This is a genomic window from Burkholderia sp. AU6039, from assembly GCF_002223365.1.
Classification (GTDB): domain Bacteria; phylum Pseudomonadota; class Gammaproteobacteria; order Burkholderiales; family Burkholderiaceae; genus Burkholderia.
On record NZ_NKFK01000005.1, the window covers coordinates 2,139,552 to 2,160,602 of the forward strand.

The 21,051-nt window shown below is 66.7% G+C and carries 16 protein-coding genes; 6 read left to right on the forward strand and 10 right to left on the reverse strand.

What is annotated here, in order from left to right:
• Positions 1-4: 4 nt before the first annotated feature.
• Positions 5-460, reverse strand: coding sequence for a MarR family winged helix-turn-helix transcriptional regulator (locus CFB39_RS27325; RefSeq protein WP_089432930.1), 456 nt, complete (start codon positions 458-460; stop codon positions 5-7).
• Positions 461-633: 173 nt separating this feature from the next.
• Between CFB39_RS27325 and aceE the strand changes: the two genes are divergently transcribed.
• On the forward strand, positions 634-3,318 hold the full coding sequence (gene aceE / locus CFB39_RS27330) for a pyruvate dehydrogenase (acetyl-transferring), homodimeric type (protein WP_089475168.1): 2,685 nt from the start codon (positions 634-636) through the stop codon (positions 3,316-3,318).
• A gap of 59 nt (positions 3,319-3,377) precedes the next feature.
• Here the strand turns inward: aceE and CFB39_RS27335 are convergent, their stop codons facing one another.
• Genes CFB39_RS27335 through CFB39_RS27345 form a run of 3 tightly spaced genes read right to left on the reverse strand, consistent with a single transcriptional unit; the run spans position 3,378 to position 9,317 of the window.
• Entirely contained in the window at positions 3,378-4,907 is a 1,530-nt protein-coding gene (locus CFB39_RS27335) for an efflux transporter outer membrane subunit (protein ID WP_089475169.1), read from the reverse strand.
• Positions 4,904-8,077, reverse strand: coding sequence for an efflux RND transporter permease subunit (locus CFB39_RS27340; protein ID WP_089475170.1), 3,174 nt, complete (start codon positions 8,075-8,077; stop codon positions 4,904-4,906). The genes CFB39_RS27335 and CFB39_RS27340 overlap by 4 nt, the downstream gene beginning before the upstream one ends.
• Before the next feature lie 13 nt (positions 8,078-8,090).
• The gene (locus CFB39_RS27345; RefSeq protein WP_089475171.1) at positions 8,091-9,317 is read right to left on the reverse strand and encodes an efflux RND transporter periplasmic adaptor subunit; all 1,227 of its coding nucleotides are present in this window, start codon (positions 9,315-9,317) and stop codon (positions 8,091-8,093) included.
• Positions 9,318-9,397: 80 nt separating this feature from the next.
• Here CFB39_RS27345 and soxR point away from each other — a divergent pair, with 80 nt between their 5' ends.
• A complete protein-coding gene (gene soxR / locus CFB39_RS27350) occupies positions 9,398-9,877 on the forward strand; it encodes a redox-sensitive transcriptional activator SoxR (RefSeq protein ID WP_089442076.1) in 480 nt (159 codons plus the stop codon).
• A gap of 55 nt (positions 9,878-9,932) precedes the next feature.
• Here the strand turns inward: soxR and CFB39_RS27355 are convergent, their stop codons facing one another.
• Positions 9,933-10,694, reverse strand: coding sequence for an SDR family NAD(P)-dependent oxidoreductase (locus tag CFB39_RS27355; RefSeq protein WP_089475172.1), 762 nt, complete (start codon positions 10,692-10,694; stop codon positions 9,933-9,935).
• 108 nt (positions 10,695-10,802) lie between these two features.
• Between CFB39_RS27355 and CFB39_RS27360 the strand changes: the two genes are divergently transcribed.
• Positions 10,803-11,714: a LysR family transcriptional regulator gene (locus CFB39_RS27360; protein WP_089475173.1), complete on the forward strand. Its 912-nt coding sequence runs from the start codon at positions 10,803-10,805 to the stop codon at positions 11,712-11,714.
• A 24-nt stretch (positions 11,715-11,738) separates the two neighbouring features.
• Here CFB39_RS27360 and CFB39_RS27365 read toward each other — a convergent pair whose 3' ends face one another.
• Entirely contained in the window at positions 11,739-12,392 is a 654-nt protein-coding gene (locus CFB39_RS27365) for a TetR/AcrR family transcriptional regulator (RefSeq protein WP_089475174.1), read from the reverse strand.
• Positions 12,393-12,541: 149 nt separating this feature from the next.
• Between CFB39_RS27365 and CFB39_RS27370 the strand changes: the two genes are divergently transcribed.
• Together CFB39_RS27370 and CFB39_RS27375 are read left to right on the forward strand one after the other, a co-directional pair.
• Entirely contained in the window at positions 12,542-13,834 is a 1,293-nt protein-coding gene (locus CFB39_RS27370) for an NAD(P)/FAD-dependent oxidoreductase (protein ID WP_089475175.1), read from the forward strand.
• Positions 13,835-13,878: 44 nt separating this feature from the next.
• Positions 13,879-14,277: a DUF3331 domain-containing protein gene (locus CFB39_RS27375; protein WP_089475176.1), complete on the forward strand. Its 399-nt coding sequence runs from the start codon at positions 13,879-13,881 to the stop codon at positions 14,275-14,277.
• Positions 14,278-14,306: 29 nt separating this feature from the next.
• Here the strand turns inward: CFB39_RS27375 and CFB39_RS27380 are convergent, their stop codons facing one another.
• Together CFB39_RS27380 and ggt are read right to left on the reverse strand one after the other, a co-directional pair.
• Positions 14,307-15,635: a dicarboxylate/amino acid:cation symporter gene (locus CFB39_RS27380; protein ID WP_089475177.1), complete on the reverse strand. Its 1,329-nt coding sequence runs from the start codon at positions 15,633-15,635 to the stop codon at positions 14,307-14,309.
• 235 nt (positions 15,636-15,870) lie between these two features.
• Entirely contained in the window at positions 15,871-17,622 is a 1,752-nt protein-coding gene (gene ggt, locus CFB39_RS27385) for a gamma-glutamyltransferase (protein ID WP_089475178.1), read from the reverse strand.
• 363 nt (positions 17,623-17,985) lie between these two features.
• On the opposite strand from ggt, the gene CFB39_RS27390 reads away from it, so the two are divergent.
• Positions 17,986-18,864 carry a MurR/RpiR family transcriptional regulator gene (locus CFB39_RS27390; protein WP_089475179.1) on the forward strand — a complete coding sequence of 293 codons (879 nt, stop codon included), beginning with the start codon at positions 17,986-17,988 and terminating at the stop codon, positions 18,862-18,864.
• Between the two features lie 27 nt (positions 18,865-18,891).
• Here the strand turns inward: CFB39_RS27390 and CFB39_RS27395 are convergent, their stop codons facing one another.
• Together CFB39_RS27395 and icmH are read right to left on the reverse strand one after the other, a co-directional pair.
• A complete protein-coding gene (locus CFB39_RS27395) occupies positions 18,892-19,773 on the reverse strand; it encodes a DUF6708 domain-containing protein (RefSeq protein ID WP_089475180.1) in 882 nt (293 codons plus the stop codon).
• A 49-nt stretch (positions 19,774-19,822) separates the two neighbouring features.
• Complete coding sequence (gene icmH, locus CFB39_RS27400) at positions 19,823-21,037, reverse strand: type IVB secretion system protein IcmH/DotU (RefSeq protein WP_089475181.1); 1,215 nt, start codon at positions 21,035-21,037, stop codon at positions 19,823-19,825.
• Positions 21,038-21,051: the final 14 nt, after the last annotated feature.

Sequence of the window (21,051 nt, forward strand, 5' to 3'; positions counted from 1 at the left end):
GACGCTACTTCGCGTCGGCTCCCGCGTCGCGCGCCGCGGCGGTCGCACGGTCGAGCGCGGCGGCCATCGCCGCCTGCTCCTTGCCGCCGAACTGATCGAGAAAGAGTTCCGAGACCGTCGACTGATACACCTTCCACATCTTCTTGCGCAGAGTCCGCCCCTTGTCGGTGATGCTCGCATAGGCGGCGCGGCCGTCGTCCGCCGAACGGGCGCGCGTGACGAGCCCCTCCTGTTCGAGCCGGTCGACGAGCCGCGTGAGGTTGTAGCGCTCGATCGCGAGCACGTCGGCCAGCTCGTGCATGCGGCGCGTGCCGTCGGGCCCGCTTTCGAGCCCCCACAACGCGTCGTACCACGCATAGGCCGGCAGGCCGGCCGCCGCAAGGCGGCGCTCGATCTCGCGAATCATCGTCCGGTGTGCGCGGACGAACGAGAACCACAGATCGGGTTCGGGTGCGCTCATGTCAGGTCGTTCCTCTCGTTGAATTGCAGTTGCAATTAAATTTTACCTCGATAACAATTGCCCTCATACGATTGCAATTGCAACCATCTGCCCGCCGATCGGCGGGCGTTCCGTCGCGCGTCGCGGCGCCACGACCGTCGCCCCGCGCAGCCTTATGCTTCTGGAGACACTGCATGACCGCACCTCTCACGCTACCCGACATCGACCCGCAGGAAACCCGCGAATGGCTCGATGCGCTCGAATCCGTGATCGCGCTCGAAGGCCGCCCGCGCGCGCACTACCTGCTCGACCGGCTTTCCGATCTCGACGCGGCACGCCACGGCGACCTGCACGGCCGCGTGACGACCGCGTACGTGAACACGGTGCCGCGTGAACGGCAGCCGGCCTACCCGGGCGATCTCGCGCTCGAACGGCGCCTGAACGCGATGATCCGCTGGAACGCGATGGTGATGGTGCTGCGCGCCGGCCGGCATTCGAACGTCGGCGGGCACATCGCGACCTACCAGTCGGCCGCGGTGCTGTACGACGTCGGCTTCGATCACTTCTTCCGCGGCCGCACCGATACCTTCGACGGCGACATGGTCTACATCCAGGGCCATTCGGCGCCCGGCATCTATGGCCGCGCGTACCTGGAAGGCCGCGTCACGGACGCGCAACTCGACAACTTCCGCCGCGAGACCGGCCGCGAAGCGGGACGCGACGGGCTGTCGTCGTATCCGCATCCGCGGCTGATGCCGGATTTCTGGCAATTCCCCACCGTGTCGATGGGGCTCGGGCCGCTGACGGCCGCGTATCAGGCGCGCTTCATGCGCTACCTCGAATATCGCGGGCTGAAAGCGCATCAGGGCCGCAAGGTCTGGGCCTTCCTCGGCGACGGCGAAATGGACCAGCCGGAATCGCTCGCCGCGATCTCGCTCGCCGGGCGCGAACGGCTCGACAACCTGATCTTCGTCGTCAACTGCAACCTGCAGCGCCTCGACGGCCCCGTGCGCGGCAACGGCAAGGTCATCCAGGAGCTCGAAGGCACGTTCCGCGCGGCGGGCTGGAACGTCATCAAGGTGATCTGGGGCGCCGGCTGGGATCGCCTGCTCGAACGCGACACGACGGGCCTGCTGCGCCAGCGCATGATGGAATGCGTCGACGGCGACTACCAGACGTTCAAGTCGCAGAGCGGCGCGTACGTGCGCGAGCATTTCTTCGGCAAGTATCCCGAGTTGCTCGAACTCGTCGCGGACCTCTCCGACGACGACATCTGGAAACTGGCACGCGGCGGCCACGATCCGGAAAAGGTGCATGCGGCCTATGCGCAGGCGATGCGCGCGGACGGACGGCCGACCGTCGTGCTCGCGAAGACGGTCAAGGGCTTCGGGATGGGCGAAGCCGGCGAAGGCCAGAACGTGAACCACCAGTTGAAGAAGATGAGCGCGGATGCCGTACGCGCGTTTCGCGACCGCTTCGCGCTGCCGGTGAGCGATGCGCAGCTCGACGAACTGCCCTATCTGAAGCCGGAACCGGGCAGCGCCGAGGCACGCTACTTCGCCGAACGCCGTGCCGCACTCGGCGGCCACGTGCCGGCCCGCTTCAGCACCGCGGCACCGCTGCCGGTGCCGCCGCTCGCCGCGTTCGACGGTCAGCTCAAGGACAGCGGCGAGCGCGGGCTGTCGACCACGATGGCGTTCGTGCGCATCCTCGGCACGCTGCTGAAGGATCCGGCACTCGGCAAGCTCGTCGTGCCGATCGTGCCGGACGAGTCGCGCACGTTCGGGATGGAGGGCCTGTTCCGTCAGATCGGCATCCACTCGCATCTCGGCCAGCTCTACACGCCGCAGGACGCCGGCCAGCTCAGCTACTACAAGGAAGCGAAGGACGGGCAGATCCTGCAGGAAGGCATCAACGAATCGGGCGCGATCGCGTCGTGGATCGCGGCCGGCACTGCATACAGCAACCACGGCCTGCCGGCGATCCCGTTCTACATCTTCTATTCGATGTTCGGGTTGCAACGTGTTGGCGACCTCGCCTGGGCAGCCGGCGATGCACGTACGCGCGGCTTCCTGCTCGGCGCGACGTCGGGCCGCACGACGCTGATGGGCGAAGGGTTGCAGCACGACGACGGGCACAGCCACGTGCTGTCGTCGGTGATTCCGAACTGCGTGTCGTATGACCCGACCTATGCGTACGAACTCGCGGTGATCGTGCGCGACGGGCTGCGGCGGATGTTCGCGGAACAGGAGGATGTGTACTACTACATCACGCTGCTCAACGAGAACTATCCGCATCCGGCGCTGCCGGACGGCGCGGAAGCCGGCATTCTGAAGGGGCTTTACCTGCTGCGCGAAGGCACGTCGCACACGGCCGATGCGCCGCATGTGCAGTTGATGGGCAGCGGCGCGATCCTGCGCGAAGTGATCGCCGCGAGCGACCTGCTCGCGCAGGACTTCGGCGTGTCGAGCGACGTGTGGAGCGCGACGAGCCTGAACGAGTTGCGTCGCGACGGGCTCGCCGCGGAACGCTGGAACCTGCTGCATCCCGAGCACGCGCCGCGCGTGCCGTACGTGCAGCAATGTCTCGACGGCCGCACGGGGCCGGTGGTGGTGGCGACCGACTACATGAAGATCGTCGGCGACCAGATCCGCGGGTTCGTCGACGGCCGGCGCTTCGTGTCGCTCGGCACCGACGGCTTCGGCCGCTCGGATACGCGCGACGCGCTGCGCACGTTCTTCGAGGTCGACCGGCACTTCGTCGTGATCGCGGCGTTGAAGGCGCTCGCCGATGACGGTGCGATTCCGCGTGCACGCGTCGGCGAAGCCATCCGGCGCTACGGCATCGACATCGACAAGGTCGATCCGGCCAGCGTGTAATCAAGCGGCGCGCGGCAGGCGGGATTACTCCGACCTGCCGCGCCGCCGCCCTGTCCGCGCTACTGCGCTGACTGCCCCGCCTGCGCGAGCGGGCCTTGCTGCGGGCCCTGCCCGGTTCCCGACGGCCAGCCGCCCGCCAGCGCCTTGTACAACGCCACTGTCGACGACGCGCTGCGCATCTGCCCGTCGGCCGCCGCATCCTGTGCCTGCAGCAGCGTGCGTTGCGCGTCGAGCACTTCGTAGTAGTCGATCGCGCCCGCCGAAAACCGCGCCTGCGCCAGTTGCGCGGCACGCGCGCTGTCGGTCGCGGCCTGCACCAGATGGCCCGTCTCGTCACGCGTGCGGGCGGCGCGCAGCAGCGCGTTCTCCGTTTCCTCCAGCGCCCCGAGCACGGTCTGCCGGTACTGCGCGAGCTGCCCGGCCGCTTCCGCATCGCTCGCGGCGATCCGCGCACGCACGCGGCCGACGTCGAGGAACGACCAGTCGATGCCGAGCGCGATCAGGTTCGTATCGCTGCCCGCGCGGAAGAACCCGTAGCTGCTCGTCGCACTGCCGAGCAGCCCCGACAGCGTGAAGCGCGGAAACAGGTCGGCCGTCGCGACGCCGACGCGTGCGGTCGCCGCGTGCAGCCGTGCCTCGGCGGCCGCGACGTCGGGCCGACGCCGCAACAGGTCGCCCGGCGTGCCGGGATCGATGTCGGCGGCCAGCGCCGGCAGCGGCACCGGTGTGCCCGCCGACACGGCGGCCTTCGGGAGATCGAAGCGGCCGATCAGCGCGTCCGGCGTCTGTCCGGTCAGCACCGCGAGCCGGTGCTCGTCGACGCCGATCGCCGCTTCGTACACGGCGATCCGCGACGTCGTCGATTCGTACTGCGCGCGGGCCCGCGCCGCATCGAGTTCGGAGCCTCTCCCCGCGCCGACGCGCGCATTGATCAGCGCGAGCGTCTGCTTCTGGTTGTCGGCGTTCTCGCGTGCGATCCGCAGCCGCTCCTGCGAGCCGCGCAGATCGACGTACGTGCTCGCCACCTCGCCGGCGATCGCGACGCGCACCGCGCGCACGTCCGCCGCGCTGGCGGCCGTTTCCGCACGCTGCGACTCGATCGAACGGCGCACGCGGCCGAACAGGTCGAGCTCCCACGCCGCATTGATCCCGACGCTGGACGTCGGCGTATCGCGCTGGCTGCGCGGCGCGCCGAACGCCTGGTCCTTGCTCATCAGCTGATGGCCGATCTGTCCGCTCGCGGTGATCGTCGGGTAACGATCGAACGTCGCCTGTGACAGCAGCGCATTCGATGCGTCGTAGCGCGACACGGCGACCTGCAGATCCTGGTTCGCGGCGAGCGCCGTGTCGATCAGCTGCGTCAGCGCCGGATCGCCGAAGCCGCGCCAGAACGCGGCATCGGCATCGGCCGACGCGTCGGGCGGCATATCCGGCGTCTCCGGCGTCGTACCGGACGGCGCCGCCGGATGCGCATCGCGCGCGAATCGCGCGGCCGTGGCCGTGTCGGGCCGCTTGAAATCGGGGCCGACCGCGCACGCGGCGAGCGTCACCGACATCGCGAGCGCGGAAAGACGAAAAACGGCGCTCATCGGTTTTCTCCTTCGAGGGTGCCGTGGTGTTCGCTCCACACGGCCGGCGTGCCGCCCGCGAGCTTGCGGATCGCCACATAGAACACGGGCGTCAGGAACAGCCCGAACAGCGTGACGCCCAGCATCCCCGCAAACACGGTGATGCCGGTGGCCGCGCGCACTTCGCTGCCCGCGCCGCCGCCGATCAGCAGCGGCACCGAGCCCGCGATGAACGCGACCGACGTCATCACGATCGGGCGCAGCCGCAGCTTGCACGCTTCGAGCGCGGCGTCGATCACGCCCTTGCCCTGGATTTCGAGCTCGCGCGCGAACTCGACGATCAGGATCGCGTTCTTGCACGCCAGCCCCATCAGCACGACCAGACCGACCTGCACGAACACGTTGTTGTCGCCCCCCGACAGCCACACGCCGAACAGCGCGGCGCAGATGCACACGGGCACGATCAGGATCACCGCGAGCGGCAGCGTCCAGCTCTCGTACAACGACGCGAGCACGAGGAACACGAGCATCACCGCGAGCGGGAACACGACGATCGCCGCGTTGCTCTGCGTGACCTGCTGATAGCTGAGGTCGGTCCATTCGAGCGTGATGCCCGGCGGCAGCACGTCCTTCGCGATCTGTTGGAGCTTCTCGATCGCCTGCGACGACGACATCACCTTCGGATCGGCGTCGCCGATCAGGTTCGCGGCCGGATAGCCGTTGTATCGCACCACCGGGTCAGGCCCGTACGCCGGCGCCACCGTCACCATCGAGCCGATCGGCACCATCTCGCCCTTGGCATTGCGCGTGCGCAGGTTCGCGATGTCGGCGGCCGTCTGCCGGTGGCCGGCATCCGCCTGCGCCATCACGCGGTACACGCGGCCGAACAGGTTGAAGTCGTTCACGTACATCGAGCCGAGATAGACCTGCAGCGTGCTGAACAGGTCGGTCAGCGCGACGCCCTGCGCCTTCGCCTTCAAGCGGTCGACCTTCACCTCGAGCTGCGGGATGTTCGCCTGGTACGAGCTGACCGGGTAGCTCATCCCCGGCGTCTTCGCGACCGCGCCCTGGAACGCGGTGAGCGCGTTCTGCAAGGCCCCGTAGCCGAGCCCGCCGCGATCCTCCAGGTACAGCGAATAGCCCGAGCCGTTGCCGAGGCCCTGGATCGGCGGCGGCATCAGCGCATAGGTGATGCCGCCGCCGATGGCCGCGAAGCGCGCGTTCAGGTCCGCGTTGATCTCCGCGGCGCTGCGGTGGCGCTGGTCGAACGGCTTCAGGATCACGTACGAGTTCGTGATGTTCGGCGTGTTCACGCCCTGCAGCGCATTCAGCCCGGCAAACGCCGGCATCATTTCGACACCGTCGGTGCCGAGCGCAATCTTCGTCATCTGCTCGGTCACCTCGCTGGTGCGCGCGAGCGACGCGCCTTCCGGCAGCTTCGCGCCCGCGAACAGGTACAGCTTGTCCTGCACGGGGATGAAGCCGCCCGGCACCGCGTTGAGCAGCAGCGCGGTGGCCGCGAGCAGTGCCGCATAGACCGCGAACACCACGCCGCGCCGCTTCAGCGTGCGTCCGACGAAGCCGTGATAGCGATCGGAACTGCGGTCGAAGAAACGGTTGAACGGATGGAACAGCCAGCCGAACGCGCGGTCGAGCCCGCGCGTGAGCGCATCCTTCGGCGCATCGTGCGGACGCAGCAGCTTCGCGGCGAGCGCGGGCGACAGCGTCAGCGAGTTGATCGCGGAGATCACCGTCGAGATCGCGATCGTCACCGCGAACTGCCGGTAGAACTGGCCCGTGACGCCGGACATGAACGCCATCGGCACGAACACCGCGCACAGCACGAGCGCGATCGCGACGATCGGCCCCGACACCTCGCGCATCGCCTGGTGCGCGGCGTCGCGCGGGCTCAGGCCCTGCGCGATGTTGCGCTCGACGTTCTCGACGACCACGATCGCATCGTCGACGACGATCCCGATCGCCAGTACCAGCCCGAACAGCGTCAGCGTGTTGATCGAATAGCCGAGCAGATAGAGCCACGCGAACGTGCCGACCACCGACACGGGCACCGCGACGAGCGGGATGATCGACGCGCGCCACGTCTGCAGGAACAGGATCACGACGAGCACGACCAGCACCACGGCCTCGATCAGCGTGTGCTGCACCGCGCGGATCGATTCGCGCACGAACACCGTCGGATCCCACACGGGCCGGTACGCAACGCCGGGCGGAAAGCGCTTCGACAGTTCGTCGAACTTCGCATACACGGCCTTCGCGACCTCGAGCGCGTTCGCGCCCGGCGACAGGAAGATGCCGACCACCGCCGATGGCTTGTCGTTGAAATACGAGCGCAGCGTGTAGTCGCCCGCGCCGAGTTCGACGCGCGCGACGTCGGACAGCTTCACGACCTGCCCGTCGTCGCCGGTGCGCAGCACGATGTCGCCGAACTCCTGCACCGTGCGCAGCCGGCCGCGCACGTTGATCGACAGCAGGAAGTCGTTCTTCTTCGGCGACGGCTCCGCGCCGAGCTGGCCGGCCGACACCTGCACGTTCTGCTCGCGCACGGCGGCAATCACGTCGCTCGCGGTCAGCCCGCGCGACGCGAGCCGGTTCGGGTCGAGCCACAGCCGCATCGCGTAGTCGCCGGAACCGGACAGGCCGACGTCGCCGACCCCCGTGAGCCGCGACAGCTCGTCCTTCACGTGCAGCGTCAGGTAGTTGCGCAGGTACAGCGAATCGCGGCTGTTGTCCGGCGAATAGAGGCTCACGTACATCAGCGGCGTGGGCGACTGCTTCTGCGTGGTCACGCCGTACTGGCGCACCTCGTCGGGCAGGCGCGACAGCGCCTGGCTCACGCGGTTCTGCACGCGCACGGCGGCCGTGTCGGGATCGACGCCCTGCAGGAACGTGACGACCACCTGCAGGCTGCCGTCGGAACCGGCGACCGACTTCATGTACATGATGCCTTCGACGCCGTTGATCGCCTCTTCCAGCGGTTCGGCGACCGATTCGGCGATTTCCTTCGGGTTCGCGCCCGGGTACGTCGCTCGCACGACGACGCTCGGCGGCACGACTTCCGGGTATTCGCCGGCGGGCAGCATCGGGATCGAGATCAGGCCGATCGCGAAGATGACGATCGACAGCACGACCGCGAAGATCGGCCGGTCGATGAAGAATCGGGAGAAATCCATTGGCTGTCTCCCGTTACTGCGCGGCCGGCGCGCCGGCATCGGCGACGGCCTGCGCGCCGTTGACCGGCCCGTTGCCCGCGCCATTGCCGGCACCGGCGTCGGCGCGTGCGGGCAGCGTCTTCGGCTTCACCTGCGCGCCCGGATAGTAGATCCGCTGCATGCCGTCGACGACCACGCGGTCGCCCACCTGGATCCCCTTCTCGATGATCCGCTCGCCCTCCACCCCGCGGCCGATCGTCACGTCGCGGCGCAGCGCCTTGTCGCCGGGCCCGATCACATACACGTACTTGCGGTCCTGGTCGGTGAGCACGGCCTTGTCGTCGACGAGCAGCGCATCCTGGTCGCGGCCGCTGACGAGCTGCACGCGCGCATACAGGCCCGGCGTAAACGTATGGTCCGCATTCGGCAGCCGCACGCGCGCGCGGATCGTGCCCGTTTGCGGGTCGAGCCGGTTGTCGAGGAAGTCGACGGTGCCCGCATGCGGGAAGCCCGTCTCGTTCGCAAGGCCCACGCGCACCGGATCGGCGCCGATCGCGCGATGTTTCGGATCGGCGCGCCGCGCGTTGTAGCGCAGGTAGCTCTGTTCGTCGCAGTCGAAATACACGTAGACGGGGTTCTGCGACACGACCGTCGTCAGCAGCGTGTCGTCCGCGCGCGCCAGGTTGCCGACGGTGGCGACCGCGCGGCCGACGCGGCCCGCGATCGGCGCGCGCACTTCGGTGAAACCGAGATTGAGCTTCGCATCCGCGACGGCCGCGTCGGCCGCCTGCAGGTCCGCGCGCGCCTGCTCGGCGGTGGCGCGCGCGTTGTCGAGTTCCTCCTGCGACGTCGCATGCACATCGATCAGCGTCTGCACGCGCTTGAGCTGCACGTTCGCGAGGCTCGCGGCCGCACGCGCCCGCTGCAGCTGCGCATTGGCGCGATCGAGCGCGATCCGGTACGGGCGCGGGTCGATCTCGAACAGCAGCGCGCCCTGCGCGACCAGGTCGCCTTCCTTGTAGGCGACGCGCTGCAGGTAGCCGCTCACGCGCGGCCGCAGTTCGACCGCGTCGACCGCTTCGACGCGTCCGTTGAATTCGTCCGCGAGGCGGATCGTGCGGGGTGCGATGGTGGCGACGCCGACTTCGGGAAGGGATTGGGCCGACGATGCGCCTTTGCCGTCGTGACAGCCCGACAACGCCAGCAGCAGTGCGCAGGCCGCGCCCAAAGGCGACGTCCTGCGTAGGGATAAGGAGAGCATGATGCCTCGCGACGGGTTAAACTGCCGCGTAGCATAAAAGTTGAAGTTAACTTCAAGTCAAGCTTTCCCGGAGGGGCGACATGGGTATCCAGGAAACACCGCAATGGCCGCTGATGTCGATCCGCGAAGTGGCCGCGCGCAGCGGCGTGCCGGCATCGACACTGCGGTTCTACGAGACGCGCGGGCTCATCAAGTCGCACCGCAACGGCTCGAGCCATCGCCACTATTCGCGCGCGGTGCTGCGGCTGATCGCGTTCATCGTGTTCGCGCAGAAGATCGGCTATTCGCTCGACGAGATCGCCGAGCAGCTCGTCAGCCTCCCCGAGGACACCGCGCCGAGCAACAAGGACTGGCAGCGGCTGTCGCGCGGCTGGAAGCAGCGCGTCGCGAGCCGGATCGAGGAGTTGCAGCGCCTGTACATCAACCTCGACGAATGCATCGGCTGCGGCTGCCTGTCGCTGAAGCGCTGCAAGCTGACGAACCCGGAGGACCGCGCGGGCCGCAACGGGCCCGGCGCGCGGCGCTGGCTCGGCGACAAGCCGCCCGTGGATATCGAATGACCGGCGGGCCGGACGTGGCGCGCGATGCCGCGCCCGGCCGCCTGGGTCGATTGCGTCACCCGACCCGCCAGCCGCCGTTCACCGCGATCGTTGCACCGGTGACGAACGATGCACGCGGCCCGGCGAGCCACGCAACCGCGTCCGCGATATCGTCCGGATGCCCGGCGCGGCCGGCCGGCGTCTGCTCTCGGATCGTCGCCGCAATGGCCGGCGCGACGCCGCTTTCGCCGAAGAAGCGCGTGTCGGCGATATAGCCGGGCGCGACCGTATTGACCGTGGCGCCGCGCGGCCCGAGTTCGCGCGCGAGCGCGACGGTGAACCCTTCGACGCCGGCCTTCGCCGCCGCGTACGCCAGACCACCCGGCAGCAGGCTGCCGGCACGCGCCGCGATCGAACCGATGTTGACGATCCTCGCGGCGCGCTCGGCCAGGTGCGGCAGCACCGCCATGGTCGTCACGAACAGGCTTTTCAGGTTCGCGTCGAGCACGGCGTCCCACACGCGCTCGGCCTCGCCTGCCTCCGTATCCGCGCCGACGCGGCCGGTCGCCCCCGCGTTGTTGACCAGTACGTCGATGCAACGGCACTGCGCGACGATCGCGGCAACCGCCGCCTCCGCTTCGCACCGCACGCTCAGATCGGCCGCCCGCCCGATCACCACGCCGCCGAGACGCGCAACTGCCGCCTCCAGCCGCGCCGCGTCGCGCCCGACGATCGCGACCCGATACCCGTCCTCCACCAGCCGGCGCGCGATTGCGAAGCCGATCCCGCTCGACCCGCCCGTGACGATTGCCGTTCGCTGCTGTTCGATCCCTGTCATGACCTGCCCTCCCGAATGTCGACCGTTGATGACAAGGCCATTCTGGGCAGCACAGTGTGATAGGTAAAATACGAATTCGATGATCCACTGATACGCGAAAGGTATCGCATGATCGATCTACGCCAGTTCAGGCAATTCATCGCGGTCGCCGAGACGCTCAGTTTCCGGCGTGCGGCCGAGCGGCTGCACATGGCGCAACCGCCGCTCAGCGCGGCGATCCGCAAGCTCGAGGACGAGCTGGGCGTCGTGCTGTTCGAGCGCGACAACCGCGGCACGGCGCTCACGCCGGCCGGCGACGCGTTCCTGCTCGAAGCACGGCGCGCGCTCGAACAGGCCGAGCGCGCGGTGGCCGTGGCCCGCCGCGCGGGCGCCGGCCTCGGCGGCACGCTACGGTTGCGTTTCGTCGACAGCACGGTCAACGCGCTGCTGCCGCTGATCCTCCGCGCGTTCCAGGAACGCCATCCGGACGTCGATTTCCAGCTCGAGGAAGGCACGACCGCCGAGCAGGTGCTCGCGCTGCGCCAGGACCGCACGGACGTCGGCCTCGTCGTGCTGCCGGCGGCCGATGCGGGCGACGTGCGCGTCGAGCCGCTGCTGCGCGACCGGATGGTCGCCGCGCTGCCCGACGGTCACCGGCTCGCACACCGCCGGCGCATTGCGCTTGCCGAACTGGCGGACGAACCGTGGGTCATGTTTGCCGCGCACCACGGGCCCGGCATGCACGCGCTGATCGTGACCGCATGCGCGCAGGCCGGCTTCGCGCCGCGCATCGTCCAGCAGCCGCGCCAGATGCAGACGACGGCCGGGCTCGTCGCGGGCGGCATCGGCGTCGCGCTGATGCCGCGCCTGTTCGTGCCGATGCAACCGCAAGGCATTACGTTCTGCGAACTGACGGGTGCGGGAAGCCCGCTCGCGTACGAGCTGGCGATCGCGTACCGGACGCCATCGCCGCTCGTCGAAGCGCTGCGCGAGATCACGCGAAGCGCGGTGCGCGAACTGGGGTGGGTGCTGGCGGCGTGACCGCGCGCGTCACGCGCGCGGCGCTCAGCCGCCGACGACGTTGAATGCAATGTCCACCACGGCCTGCCGGAACGCGTCCTGCCGCGTGGGCAGCGACGTGTACTCCAGCATCATGTGACTGTATGACACGGTCGTGCCGATCGCGCTCGCGATCATGAAGAACAGCACCGCCGGATCGACCGGGCGGATCACACCGGCCTCTACCGCCTCCGACAGCAGCGGGAACATCACGTCGTAATACGGGCGCACGAGCCGCTCCTGCAACCGGTCGAGCCGCCCGCCCTCCTCGGTCGCCGCCGTCGAGAAAAACATGCCCAGGTCGGGCTCGTCGAACTCGTGCTCGACGCACAGCTCGATCGCGCGCCGCACACGCTCGCGATGTGGCAGCGACGACGTGCGCAGCGCGCGCATTGCGTCGAACATCGGCTCGGCCAGCTCGGCGATCTGCTCGACGACCGCCAGCCACAACGTTTCCTTCGTCCCGAAATGGTGCGCGATCAGCGCCGCATCGACGCCCAGCTCGCGCGCGACTTCGCGCACGCTCGTGGCGTCGTAGCCACGCTTCGCGAACGTGCGGCGCGCGGCCCGCAATATCACGTCCGGCCCCACGGACGCCCCGGCCAGCGGCCGCCCTCGCATACGCCGCTTGGCCGGCGCGCGCTCAGTGACTTCAGCCACGTCTTCCTGCTCTCCTTGAATGATTCGAATACCCGTGTTCCGGCCCCGCGTGAGCGATGCCGAACACCGGGTGACCCGCCCCGCTCCGTTGACACGCGAAGCCGGGAAGCGCTAGGATCATACCTTATTCATCACGTGATGATTTATCCATGACAACCCCTACACGCATCGTCATCGTAGGTGGCGGGATCGCCGGCCTGCAGCTCGCCACCCGCCTGGGCGAGCGCCTCGGCCGGTCCGGGCGCGCCCAGGTGACTGTCGTCGACCGCAGCCCGACCCACATCTGGAAGCCAATGCTGCACACGATCGCGGCCGGTACACGCGACGTGCAGCAGCAGCAGGTGATCTTCCTTGCCCATGCACGTGATCACGGTTACACGTACCAGCCCGGCGAACTGACGGGGCTCGATCGGGCGCGCCGCCGCGTACAGCTCGGCGAGATCCGCTCGCAGGACGGCGAACTCGTGCTCGACGCACGCGAACTCGAATACGACGTGCTGATCTTCGCGCTCGGCAGCCAGGCCAACGATTTCGGTGTGCCGGGCGTGCGCGAGCACTGCTACTTCATCGACAGCCAGAAGCAGGCCGAGACCTTCAACGAAGCGTTGCGGATGCGCGTATTTCGCAGCATCGCGCGCGACGAGCCGTTTCGCGTCGCGATCGTCGGCGCGGGCGCGACCGGCGTGGAACTCGCGGCGGAGCTGAGCCGCTTGCTGGAAGTGGCACAGGCGTACGGTGACGCGACGGTGCGCGAGCGGCTGCAGCTCACGCTGCTCGAGAGCGGCCCGCGCATCCTCGCCGCGTTTCCGCCGCGGATTTCCGCGTCGGCGCAGCGGCGGCTCGAACAGATCGGCTTTCATGTGCTGACGTCCACCCGCGTCACGTCGGCCGACGCAAACGGCTTTCACTACGGCGACGGTTCGTTCGCGGAAGCGGACCTGATGGTATGGGCAGCCGGCGTGAAGGCGCCCGATTTCATGCAGGCGCTCGACGGGCTCGACACGAATCGCGCGAACCAGATCGTCGTCGGGCCGACGCTGCAGGCCACCGGCGACGAGCACGTGTTCGCGATCGGCGACTGCGCGAGCCTGCTGCCCGACGGCCAGGAACGGCCGCTGCCGCCCACCGCGCAAGTCGCGACGCAGCAGGCCGAGCATCTCGCGAAGCACCTGCCCGCGTGGCTCGACGGCACGCCGATTCCGCCGTTCGCGTTCCACGATTTCGGCGCGCTCGTGTCGATCAGCGACTACGACGCGTTCGGCACGCTCGGGCAGTTCGGGTTCTTTCGCGGCGGCTTCATCCAGGGGCGTTTCGCGCAATTCAGCCACCTGATGCTCTACCGGCGGCACCAGCAGGCGCTGCACGGCTTCTCCAAGGCGACCCTGCTGTGGATCGCCGAACGGATCAACGGCTGCGTGCAGCCGCGCATCCGCCTGTCGTGATACCGCACGTGGCGGTGTCGCATAACGTTTCGAGGAAAACCGACATGAACAACCGTTTAGCGCCCTGGCTCATGACCGTTGCCGCGATCAGCAGCTTCGACATGCCGTCCGTCTCGTGGGGGGCGCCGCGGCGGCGCAGCGTCACGCGCGACCGGCTGCCGTCGTGGGACGCGACGAGCCAGCCGTCCATCAGCGTGCTCGAGCGGCCCACGGCCGACACCGTGATGATTTCATGGCGCGACGCATGCACCGGGCACTACGGTTATCAGAAGTGGCGGCTGTTCACCACGCGCAAGCGCGGCGTGTGCGCGCTGTCGGGGCAGCCGATCGAGATCGGCGACAGCGTCTATGCGCCGCAATTGCTCGGCTCGACACCGGGCAACGCCGCCGCGATGGTGCTGGCCGCGTGCCTCGACGCGGCCCGCCCCGCCGAGGCGGCCTGACAGCCCGGGATTCGACCCGGGGCCTTGCTTCAGGCAGGGGTGACGCGATCCGTATCGCGAACCGCCTCGTTCATGCGTGCTTCGGCTTCCGCATCCAGCCGTGCCGCATTCGCTTCGGCTTCTGCTTCCGGCATCAGCTCGCCTTCCCATTTCGCGACCACCGCGCTGGCGATCGAGTTGCCCACCGCGTTCGTGGCCGAACGGCCCATGTCGAGGAACGTATCGACGCCCAGAATCAGCAGCAGCCCGGCTTCCGGAATGTTGAACTGGTGCAGCGTCGCGGCGATCACGACGAGCGACGCGCGCGGCACGCCGGCCATGCCTTTCGACGTCAGCATCAGGATCAGCAGCATCGTGACCTGCGTGCCGAGCGACAGGTGAATGCCGTAGGCCTGCGCGATGAACAGCGACGCGAACGTGCAGTACATCATCGAGCCGTCGAGGTTGAACGAATACCCCATCGGCATCACGAAGCTCGAGATCTTGCGGCGTACGCCGAAACGGTCGAGCGCATCGAGGATCTTCGGATACGCGGCTTCCGAGCTCGCGGTCGCGAACGACAGCATGAACGCTTCCTTGATCAGCACCAGCAGCTTGAACACGCGGCGGCCGAGGAACAGCAGGCCGGCCGCGACGAGCGTGCCCCACAGCAGGAACAGGCTCAGGTAGAAGTCGCCCATGAACACCGCGAACTTCAGCAGGATCGACAGCCCGTTGATCGCGACGGTCGACGCCATCGCCGCCAGCACCGCGAGCGGCGCGAGCTTCATCACGTAGCCGGTGATCTTCAGCATCACGTGCGCGAGCTGGTCGATCGCCGCGACGAGAATCTTGCCGCGTTCGCCGAGCGACGCGAGCGCCACCCCGAAGAACATCGAGAACACGACGATCTGCAGGATCTCGTTGTTCGCCATCGCCTCGGCGATCGATTTCGGCACCATGTGGCCGACGAAATCCTTCAGCGTGAACTTGGACGTCGCCAGATGCGCGGATGCGCCGATATCCGGCAGCGGCAAACCGAGGTTCTCGCCCGGGCGCAGCAGGTTCGCCATCAGCAGGCCGAGCAGCAGCGAGATCAGCGACGCGGTGAAGAACCAGCCGAGCGCCTTCACGAACACGCGGCCCACCGACGACGCGTCGCCCATGTGCGCGATGCCGACGACCAGCGTCGAGAACACCAGCGGGCCGATCACCATCTTGATCAGCCGCAGGAACACGTCGGACACCAGCGAGATGTAGCCGGCGATTTCCGCCGCCGACTGTTTGTCCGGCAGCTGCGTATAGATCATGTAGCCGATCAGGATGCCGGCCGCCATCGCGAGCAGGATCCAGCCTGCCGCGGACATTCGTTTGTTCATATCGGAATTGGACGCACGGGAAGAAGTTGACGGATGAAAGGCGCGCACGCCTGTGCCGTGCCAGGGTGCGCGCGTGGCGAGCCGGTCGTGCCCGGTGTATCAGGCACGGTCGCCGGCGCCGGTCAGGCTCGCGGATCTCCGCGAACTGACGCGCCGCCGCCGCAACGGCATTCGCGCGAGGGCGAGCGCCGTTGCGGGGCAGCGATTCAGCATGAAGCGATCAGGTCCGATCAGGTCAGTAACCGATTGCCGAGCCGGCCGGACGGCGCGGATCGTTGTAGCCGTAGATGAAGCCGACGCGCACGTTCCCGGACACGGACGAATCGTTCCCGGAACTCTGGCGGCTCGCCGCTTCGGTGCCCGGCAGGCCGACCATGATCAGCTCGGCGGCGCCCCACGGCGTCTGCTCGACCATCTTGTAGCCCATGTTGCGCAGGATCGCGAGCGTGTCGGGCGACAGGCCGTAGGTTTCGTAATAGACCTCGTCGGGCAGCCACTGGTGGTGGATGCGCGGCGCGGTGACCGCGTCCTGCGGCGTCATCCCGTAGTCGATCACGTTCAGCACCGTCTGCAGCGTGATCGTGATGATGCGCGAGCCACCCGGAGAGCCGACCACCATGAACACCTTGCCATCCTTCTTCACGATGGTCGGCGCCATCGACGACAGCGGACGCTTGCCCGGCGCGATCGAGTTGCGCGTGCCCTGCACGAGACCGAACAGGTTCTGCGCGCCGACCTTCACGGTGAAGTCGTCCATCTCGTCGTTCAGGAAGAAGCCCGTGCCCGGCGCGATGACCACGGCGCCGAAGCGGCCGTTGACCGTATAGGTCGTCGACACCGCGTTGCCGTCGTGGTCGACGATCGAATAGTGGGTCGTCTCCGGCTTCTCGTGCACGCCGACGCCCGGCTGCACGTCAACCGACGGCGTCGCCGTATCCGAATGGATGCTCTTGCGGATCTGCGCCGCGTATTCCTTGCTCGTCAGCTTCGCGACCGGGTTGTCGATGAAGTTCGGGTCGCCGAGCAGCGTGTTGCGATCTTCGTATGCGTGGCGCATCGCTTCGGTCATGTAGTGCACCGCCGCGGCCGAATGGTAGCCAAGCTTGCGCATGTCATACCCTTCGAGGATGTTCAGCGTCTCGCACATCGTCACGCCACCCGAGCTCGGCGGCGGAGCCGACACGAACTCGTAGCCGCGATACGTGCACGTCAGCGGCGCCATGTCCTGCGCACGGTACGACGCGAAATCCGCCGCCGTGATCAGGCCGCCGCCCTTCCTGGCCGCCGCCTCGACGATCTTCGGGATCTCGCCGTGATAGAACGCGTCGGGGCCCTGCTCCGCGATACGCTCGAGCGTGCGCGCCAGGTCCTTCTGCACCAGGCGATCGCCCGGCTGCAGCGGCGTGCCGTCCGCACGCAGGAAGATGCGGGCCGCTTCCGGATCCTTCTTGAAGCGGTCGATCGTCGTGTCGAGGATGTCCGTATCGCCACGCGTCAGCACGAAGCCGTCGCGCGCGAGCCGGATCGCCGGCGCCATGACCTGCTTGCGGGTCAGCTTGCCGTACTTGCGCTGCGCGAGATCGAGGCCGGCAACCGTGCCCGGCACGCCCACTGCGCGATAGCCGTACAGGCTGTCGTCCGGAATGACGTTGCCCTTCGCGTCGAGATACATGTTCGCGGAAGCCGCAGCCGGCGCGGTTTCGCGGAAATTGATGAAGCGGTCGCGGCCGTCGGCCAGGTGGATGGTCATGAAACCGCCGCCGCCGATGTTGCCGCAGCACGGATTGGTCACGGCCTGCGCGTAACCGACCGCCACCGCGGCGTCCACCGCGTTGCCGCCTTCCTTCAGGATGTCGACGCCGATTTGCGACGCGAAGTGCTGCGACGACACGACCATGCCGTTCTTCGCTTCGACCGCGGGGTCGGACGCGGCGAATGCGCACACGCTCATGGCCGACAACAGGGTGAGTACTACGAGCCGCCTCATGACGGGATCCTCCAGACAAATAAAACCGTGGCATGCCGGAATGCGACGCCGCATCGGGGTGTGTCGACGCGTCAATCAAGTCTGTAATAAACAATACATTCCAGCGAGGCCGCGATCATAGCACTCGCCTTTTTGCGCCAAAACCTAGGGTTATCACTGAACAACGAACGAATATCGGCCGAATGGGTCATTTGCCAATGTTTGTTTTATTACAATGGTGAATGAGCCGGTCGACCGAGCGATGCGTCCCTCTAATTTCGGAGCGTGCACGGTCTGCCTTACGTCGATCGGCTAACATGCGTGGAGTCGCCGGCAGACACCCGTCTGCCGTTTGTCATTCAGATACGAGAGTTGGAGTGCCCGATGGGGACGAGCATCAGGGCGTTGCTGCTATCCCAGATGGATAGCTTCACGCCGTCGGAACAGAAGGTCGCGCAGGCGTTGCTGGATCGCTACCCGAGTCTCGGGCTCGGGCCGATTGCGAGCTTCGCCAAACAGGCGGAAGTGAGCGATCCGACCGTGTTTCGCTTCGTCGTCCGGATCGGCTTTCCGAATTACTCGTCGTTCCAGCAGGCGCTGTACGGCGAGATCGACACGGCGATGAATTCACCGCTCGCGCGGATGGATGCGTTCCACTCGGCCGCGGGCATGCGCGACAGTCATTCGGCAATCTTCCAGCGGCTGTCCGAGTCGCTGGCGACCACGATCGAAGGGCTCGATGCGGCAGCGTTCGACGCCGCGGTGGCGCTGCTGGCCAATCCGGATGTGCGTGTCTATTGCGGCGGCGGGCGTTATACGGCGCCGCTCGCGTCGCTGTTTTCGTTCACCCTCGCGTACGCGCGGCCACATGTTCAGCATGTCGAACCGAATGTGAACCTCGCGTCGGTCGCGCTCGCGGACATGGGAGCCCGTGACGTGCTCGTTATTTTCGATTTTCGCCGTTATCAGCGGGACAGTATTCGGTTCGCGCAGGCCGCGCATCGGCTCGGCACGCGCGTGCTGCTGATCACGGACGAATGGCATTCGCCGATCGGCGAATTTGCCGAGATCGTGCTGCGCATCCGCGGGCAGCCGTTCGCGATGCTTCAGACGAACGTGCCCGCGCTCGCACTCGCCGAAGCGCTCGTGATCGGTGTGACGAACCAGCTGCCGGAGATGGCAAGGCAGCGGATGGAGAAGATCGAACTTCTGAATTCCGGGGGGAGCGAGCCGGATATCGGTCAGCGGGATTTGCCGGAGTGAGGGGTGGTTGAAGCAGCGCAACGCGCCTCAATCGTCTTCTACGACCGAACGGAACCAGGATGGCACGCCTGCTCCGTCTCTGACTGGCCCCCCATCCGGGGCCGTTCGCGATTCGACGTCCATCTTGGCAGGCCAAACCACTTTCGGCGCAAGACGCATGGCGAGATTCATACTGGATGCATTTTTCCAACTCACATCGCCTTGGCCGACTGAAAACGCCCCGGTCTCCTTCAGAATATCGGCACCATAAGCCATGTAGGCTTCACATACATGCCAGAAATCCTCACTCACCCCACCAGCAAAAAGATCGATTTTGATCAATGCATCAGGAATGCTGCACGTGAAGATGGTTTTGTTCGTGGCTGGTTTGACCGCGATGATCTCGATACCCGAGTGACCGCGGGCCGTTGACCATGTCCTCATGCACAACTGCCCCCACGCATAACCTCGAGCAATGACCCTGCTCCGCCGTAGCGCGCATGGGCGATCCTTATAGTAGTAGAAGTAAACTTTCCCACGCGCCCGATTGAAACGAATCGGCTGATCTTGCGGCCTGTGAAAAATCCGATAGGCTTCCACACACAAAATGGCGCCCAAAAAAATAGACATTAGAAGCAAGAACAGGAAAAACTCCGCATCACCGGAAAAGATCCCGAACGCCGGCAGAGCCAAGATAAGCGGCGAAATCGCGACGTATCCACATAGCTCGATCATTCTCCGGATCGGTGTCGCGAACGACACCTCCATATAGACATCGTCCAGATGCGTGATGTTCAGGGATCGAACGGCGTCCCACTCATCCACCTCCAGCGACGGGATCGATGCGTTGTCATCCCGTGGCATGTCGAATTCAAGTCTTTCCATCTCAGTCAAATCACCCCGTATATAAAAGCGGCCCAGCCACATCATCACCAGGTAGTCAGTAAGGTCGGCATCTTTTGTCTGTACGCTTTTCGCATCAATTCGAGACGATCACTTCAACGCGACGGTTCCTTGCCCGCCCCGAAGCGGTATCGTTGTCCGCCAACGAATCGGCATCTCCGCGCCCCTCCACGCTGATGCTCGGCACGGGCACACCAGCAGCAACAAGAATCTGGGCAACATGTCGGGCACGCGCTTCCGAAAGCGCCTGGTTGGAAACCTGACGCGCTGAACTGGTCGGCGCACTGTCCGCGTATCCCGCCACTCGAACAGTCGCACCGTCGGCCATCGTCGCGATTTCCCGACCAGCCGATGCCACGACGGAAGCGCCCCACGGGGCCACCGTGACACCACCGGGAACGAACATGCCGCCAAAGCGAAGCGTCAAGGTGTTACGCGCAGGATCTCGGATCAGTTCGACATTCCGTGCGACAACCTCGTCACGGAGTCGCTGATCCAGATCGCGCGCCAGCAAGTCGAACGACGACACGCGCTGGACCTCCTTCAGACGGACCCAATAGTCCACAGCGGCATATCCGGCAGCCCCCGCCAGCAACGCAATAGCCAGGCCGACGACGGCTCCGACACGTGATCGGCGTATGACCACCGGGCGTACCCACGGATCGACCCTCCGTCGCATTGATCTGTCAGGCTCGGTTACATCACGCATGCCCAGCCCGCCGGTCACAACCACGTCGTGCACGCGCTCACGAATGACCTTCAGGCGCTTGCTGCCATCACGCTCGAATCGGTATCGACCGCGAAAACCGAGATCGAGTATGTTCTGGTACAACTCGATCAGATCGAGATGCTCACGCGGGCTGCGCAACGCTTCGTCGATCAACTGGAAGACACGGTCACCGCCCTGTCGATCGTGACCCATCGCCGCAGCCAGCCCATTGACTTGCCATTCGACACCGGTTGCTTCACCTTTTCCCCAAGTCGTCTGCATCGCGGCCTCGTCGAGCGCGGAGCACAGGCAATAGCTTGCGCTGCGGACGTGCTCCGGGCGAAGGCCGAGTTCGCCACACATTCGCGTGAAGAACCGGATTTCATGCTCCAGCCAACGTCGGCGGCGGATCACCAAATCTGCGTCGAGCATTTCAGGGCTGTCTGCCAGCGCGCTAAGCAGGATGCGCGCTCCTTCGAGCAGCGGGTTGATCGACTGCTCCGCCACCATGAGCCTTGTTGCGATAGACGGCGACGCCAATGCCCCTGCGCGGCTCAGCGGATCGGCTGTTGAAAGACTCATCTTGAACGCCCCTC

What these genes read in the sequence shown, in the direction of transcription:
- CFB39_RS27325 (WP_089432930.1), bottom strand. Translation starts at nt 460, where the DNA reads ATGAGCGCACCCGAACCCGATCTGTGGTTCTCGTTCGTCCGCGCACAC.
- CFB39_RS27370 (WP_089475175.1), top strand. Translation starts at nt 12,542, where the DNA reads ATGACAACCCCTACACGCATCGTCATCGTAGGTGGCGGGATCGCCGGC.
- soxR (WP_089442076.1), top strand. Translation starts at nt 9,398, where the DNA reads ATGGGTATCCAGGAAACACCGCAATGGCCGCTGATGTCGATCCGCGAA.
- ggt (WP_089475178.1), bottom strand. Translation starts at nt 17,622, where the DNA reads ATGAGGCGGCTCGTAGTACTCACCCTGTTGTCGGCCATGAGCGTGTGC.
- aceE (WP_089475168.1), top strand. Translation starts at nt 634, where the DNA reads ATGACCGCACCTCTCACGCTACCCGACATCGACCCGCAGGAAACCCGC.
- CFB39_RS27375 (WP_089475176.1), top strand. Translation starts at nt 13,879, where the DNA reads ATGAACAACCGTTTAGCGCCCTGGCTCATGACCGTTGCCGCGATCAGC.
- icmH (WP_089475181.1), bottom strand. Translation starts at nt 21,037, where the DNA reads ATGAGTCTTTCAACAGCCGATCCGCTGAGCCGCGCAGGGGCATTGGCG.
- CFB39_RS27355 (WP_089475172.1), bottom strand. Translation starts at nt 10,694, where the DNA reads ATGACAGGGATCGAACAGCAGCGAACGGCAATCGTCACGGGCGGGTCG.
- CFB39_RS27340 (WP_089475170.1), bottom strand. Translation starts at nt 8,077, where the DNA reads ATGGATTTCTCCCGATTCTTCATCGACCGGCCGATCTTCGCGGTCGTG.
- CFB39_RS27395 (WP_089475180.1), bottom strand. Translation starts at nt 19,773, where the DNA reads ATGATGTGGCTGGGCCGCTTTTATATACGGGGTGATTTGACTGAGATG.
- CFB39_RS27335 (WP_089475169.1), bottom strand. Translation starts at nt 4,907, where the DNA reads ATGAGCGCCGTTTTTCGTCTTTCCGCGCTCGCGATGTCGGTGACGCTC.
- CFB39_RS27390 (WP_089475179.1), top strand. Translation starts at nt 17,986, where the DNA reads ATGGGGACGAGCATCAGGGCGTTGCTGCTATCCCAGATGGATAGCTTC.
- CFB39_RS27345 (WP_089475171.1), bottom strand. Translation starts at nt 9,317, where the DNA reads ATGCTCTCCTTATCCCTACGCAGGACGTCGCCTTTGGGCGCGGCCTGC.
- CFB39_RS27380 (WP_089475177.1), bottom strand. Translation starts at nt 15,635, where the DNA reads ATGAACAAACGAATGTCCGCGGCAGGCTGGATCCTGCTCGCGATGGCG.
- CFB39_RS27360 (WP_089475173.1), top strand. Translation starts at nt 10,803, where the DNA reads ATGATCGATCTACGCCAGTTCAGGCAATTCATCGCGGTCGCCGAGACG.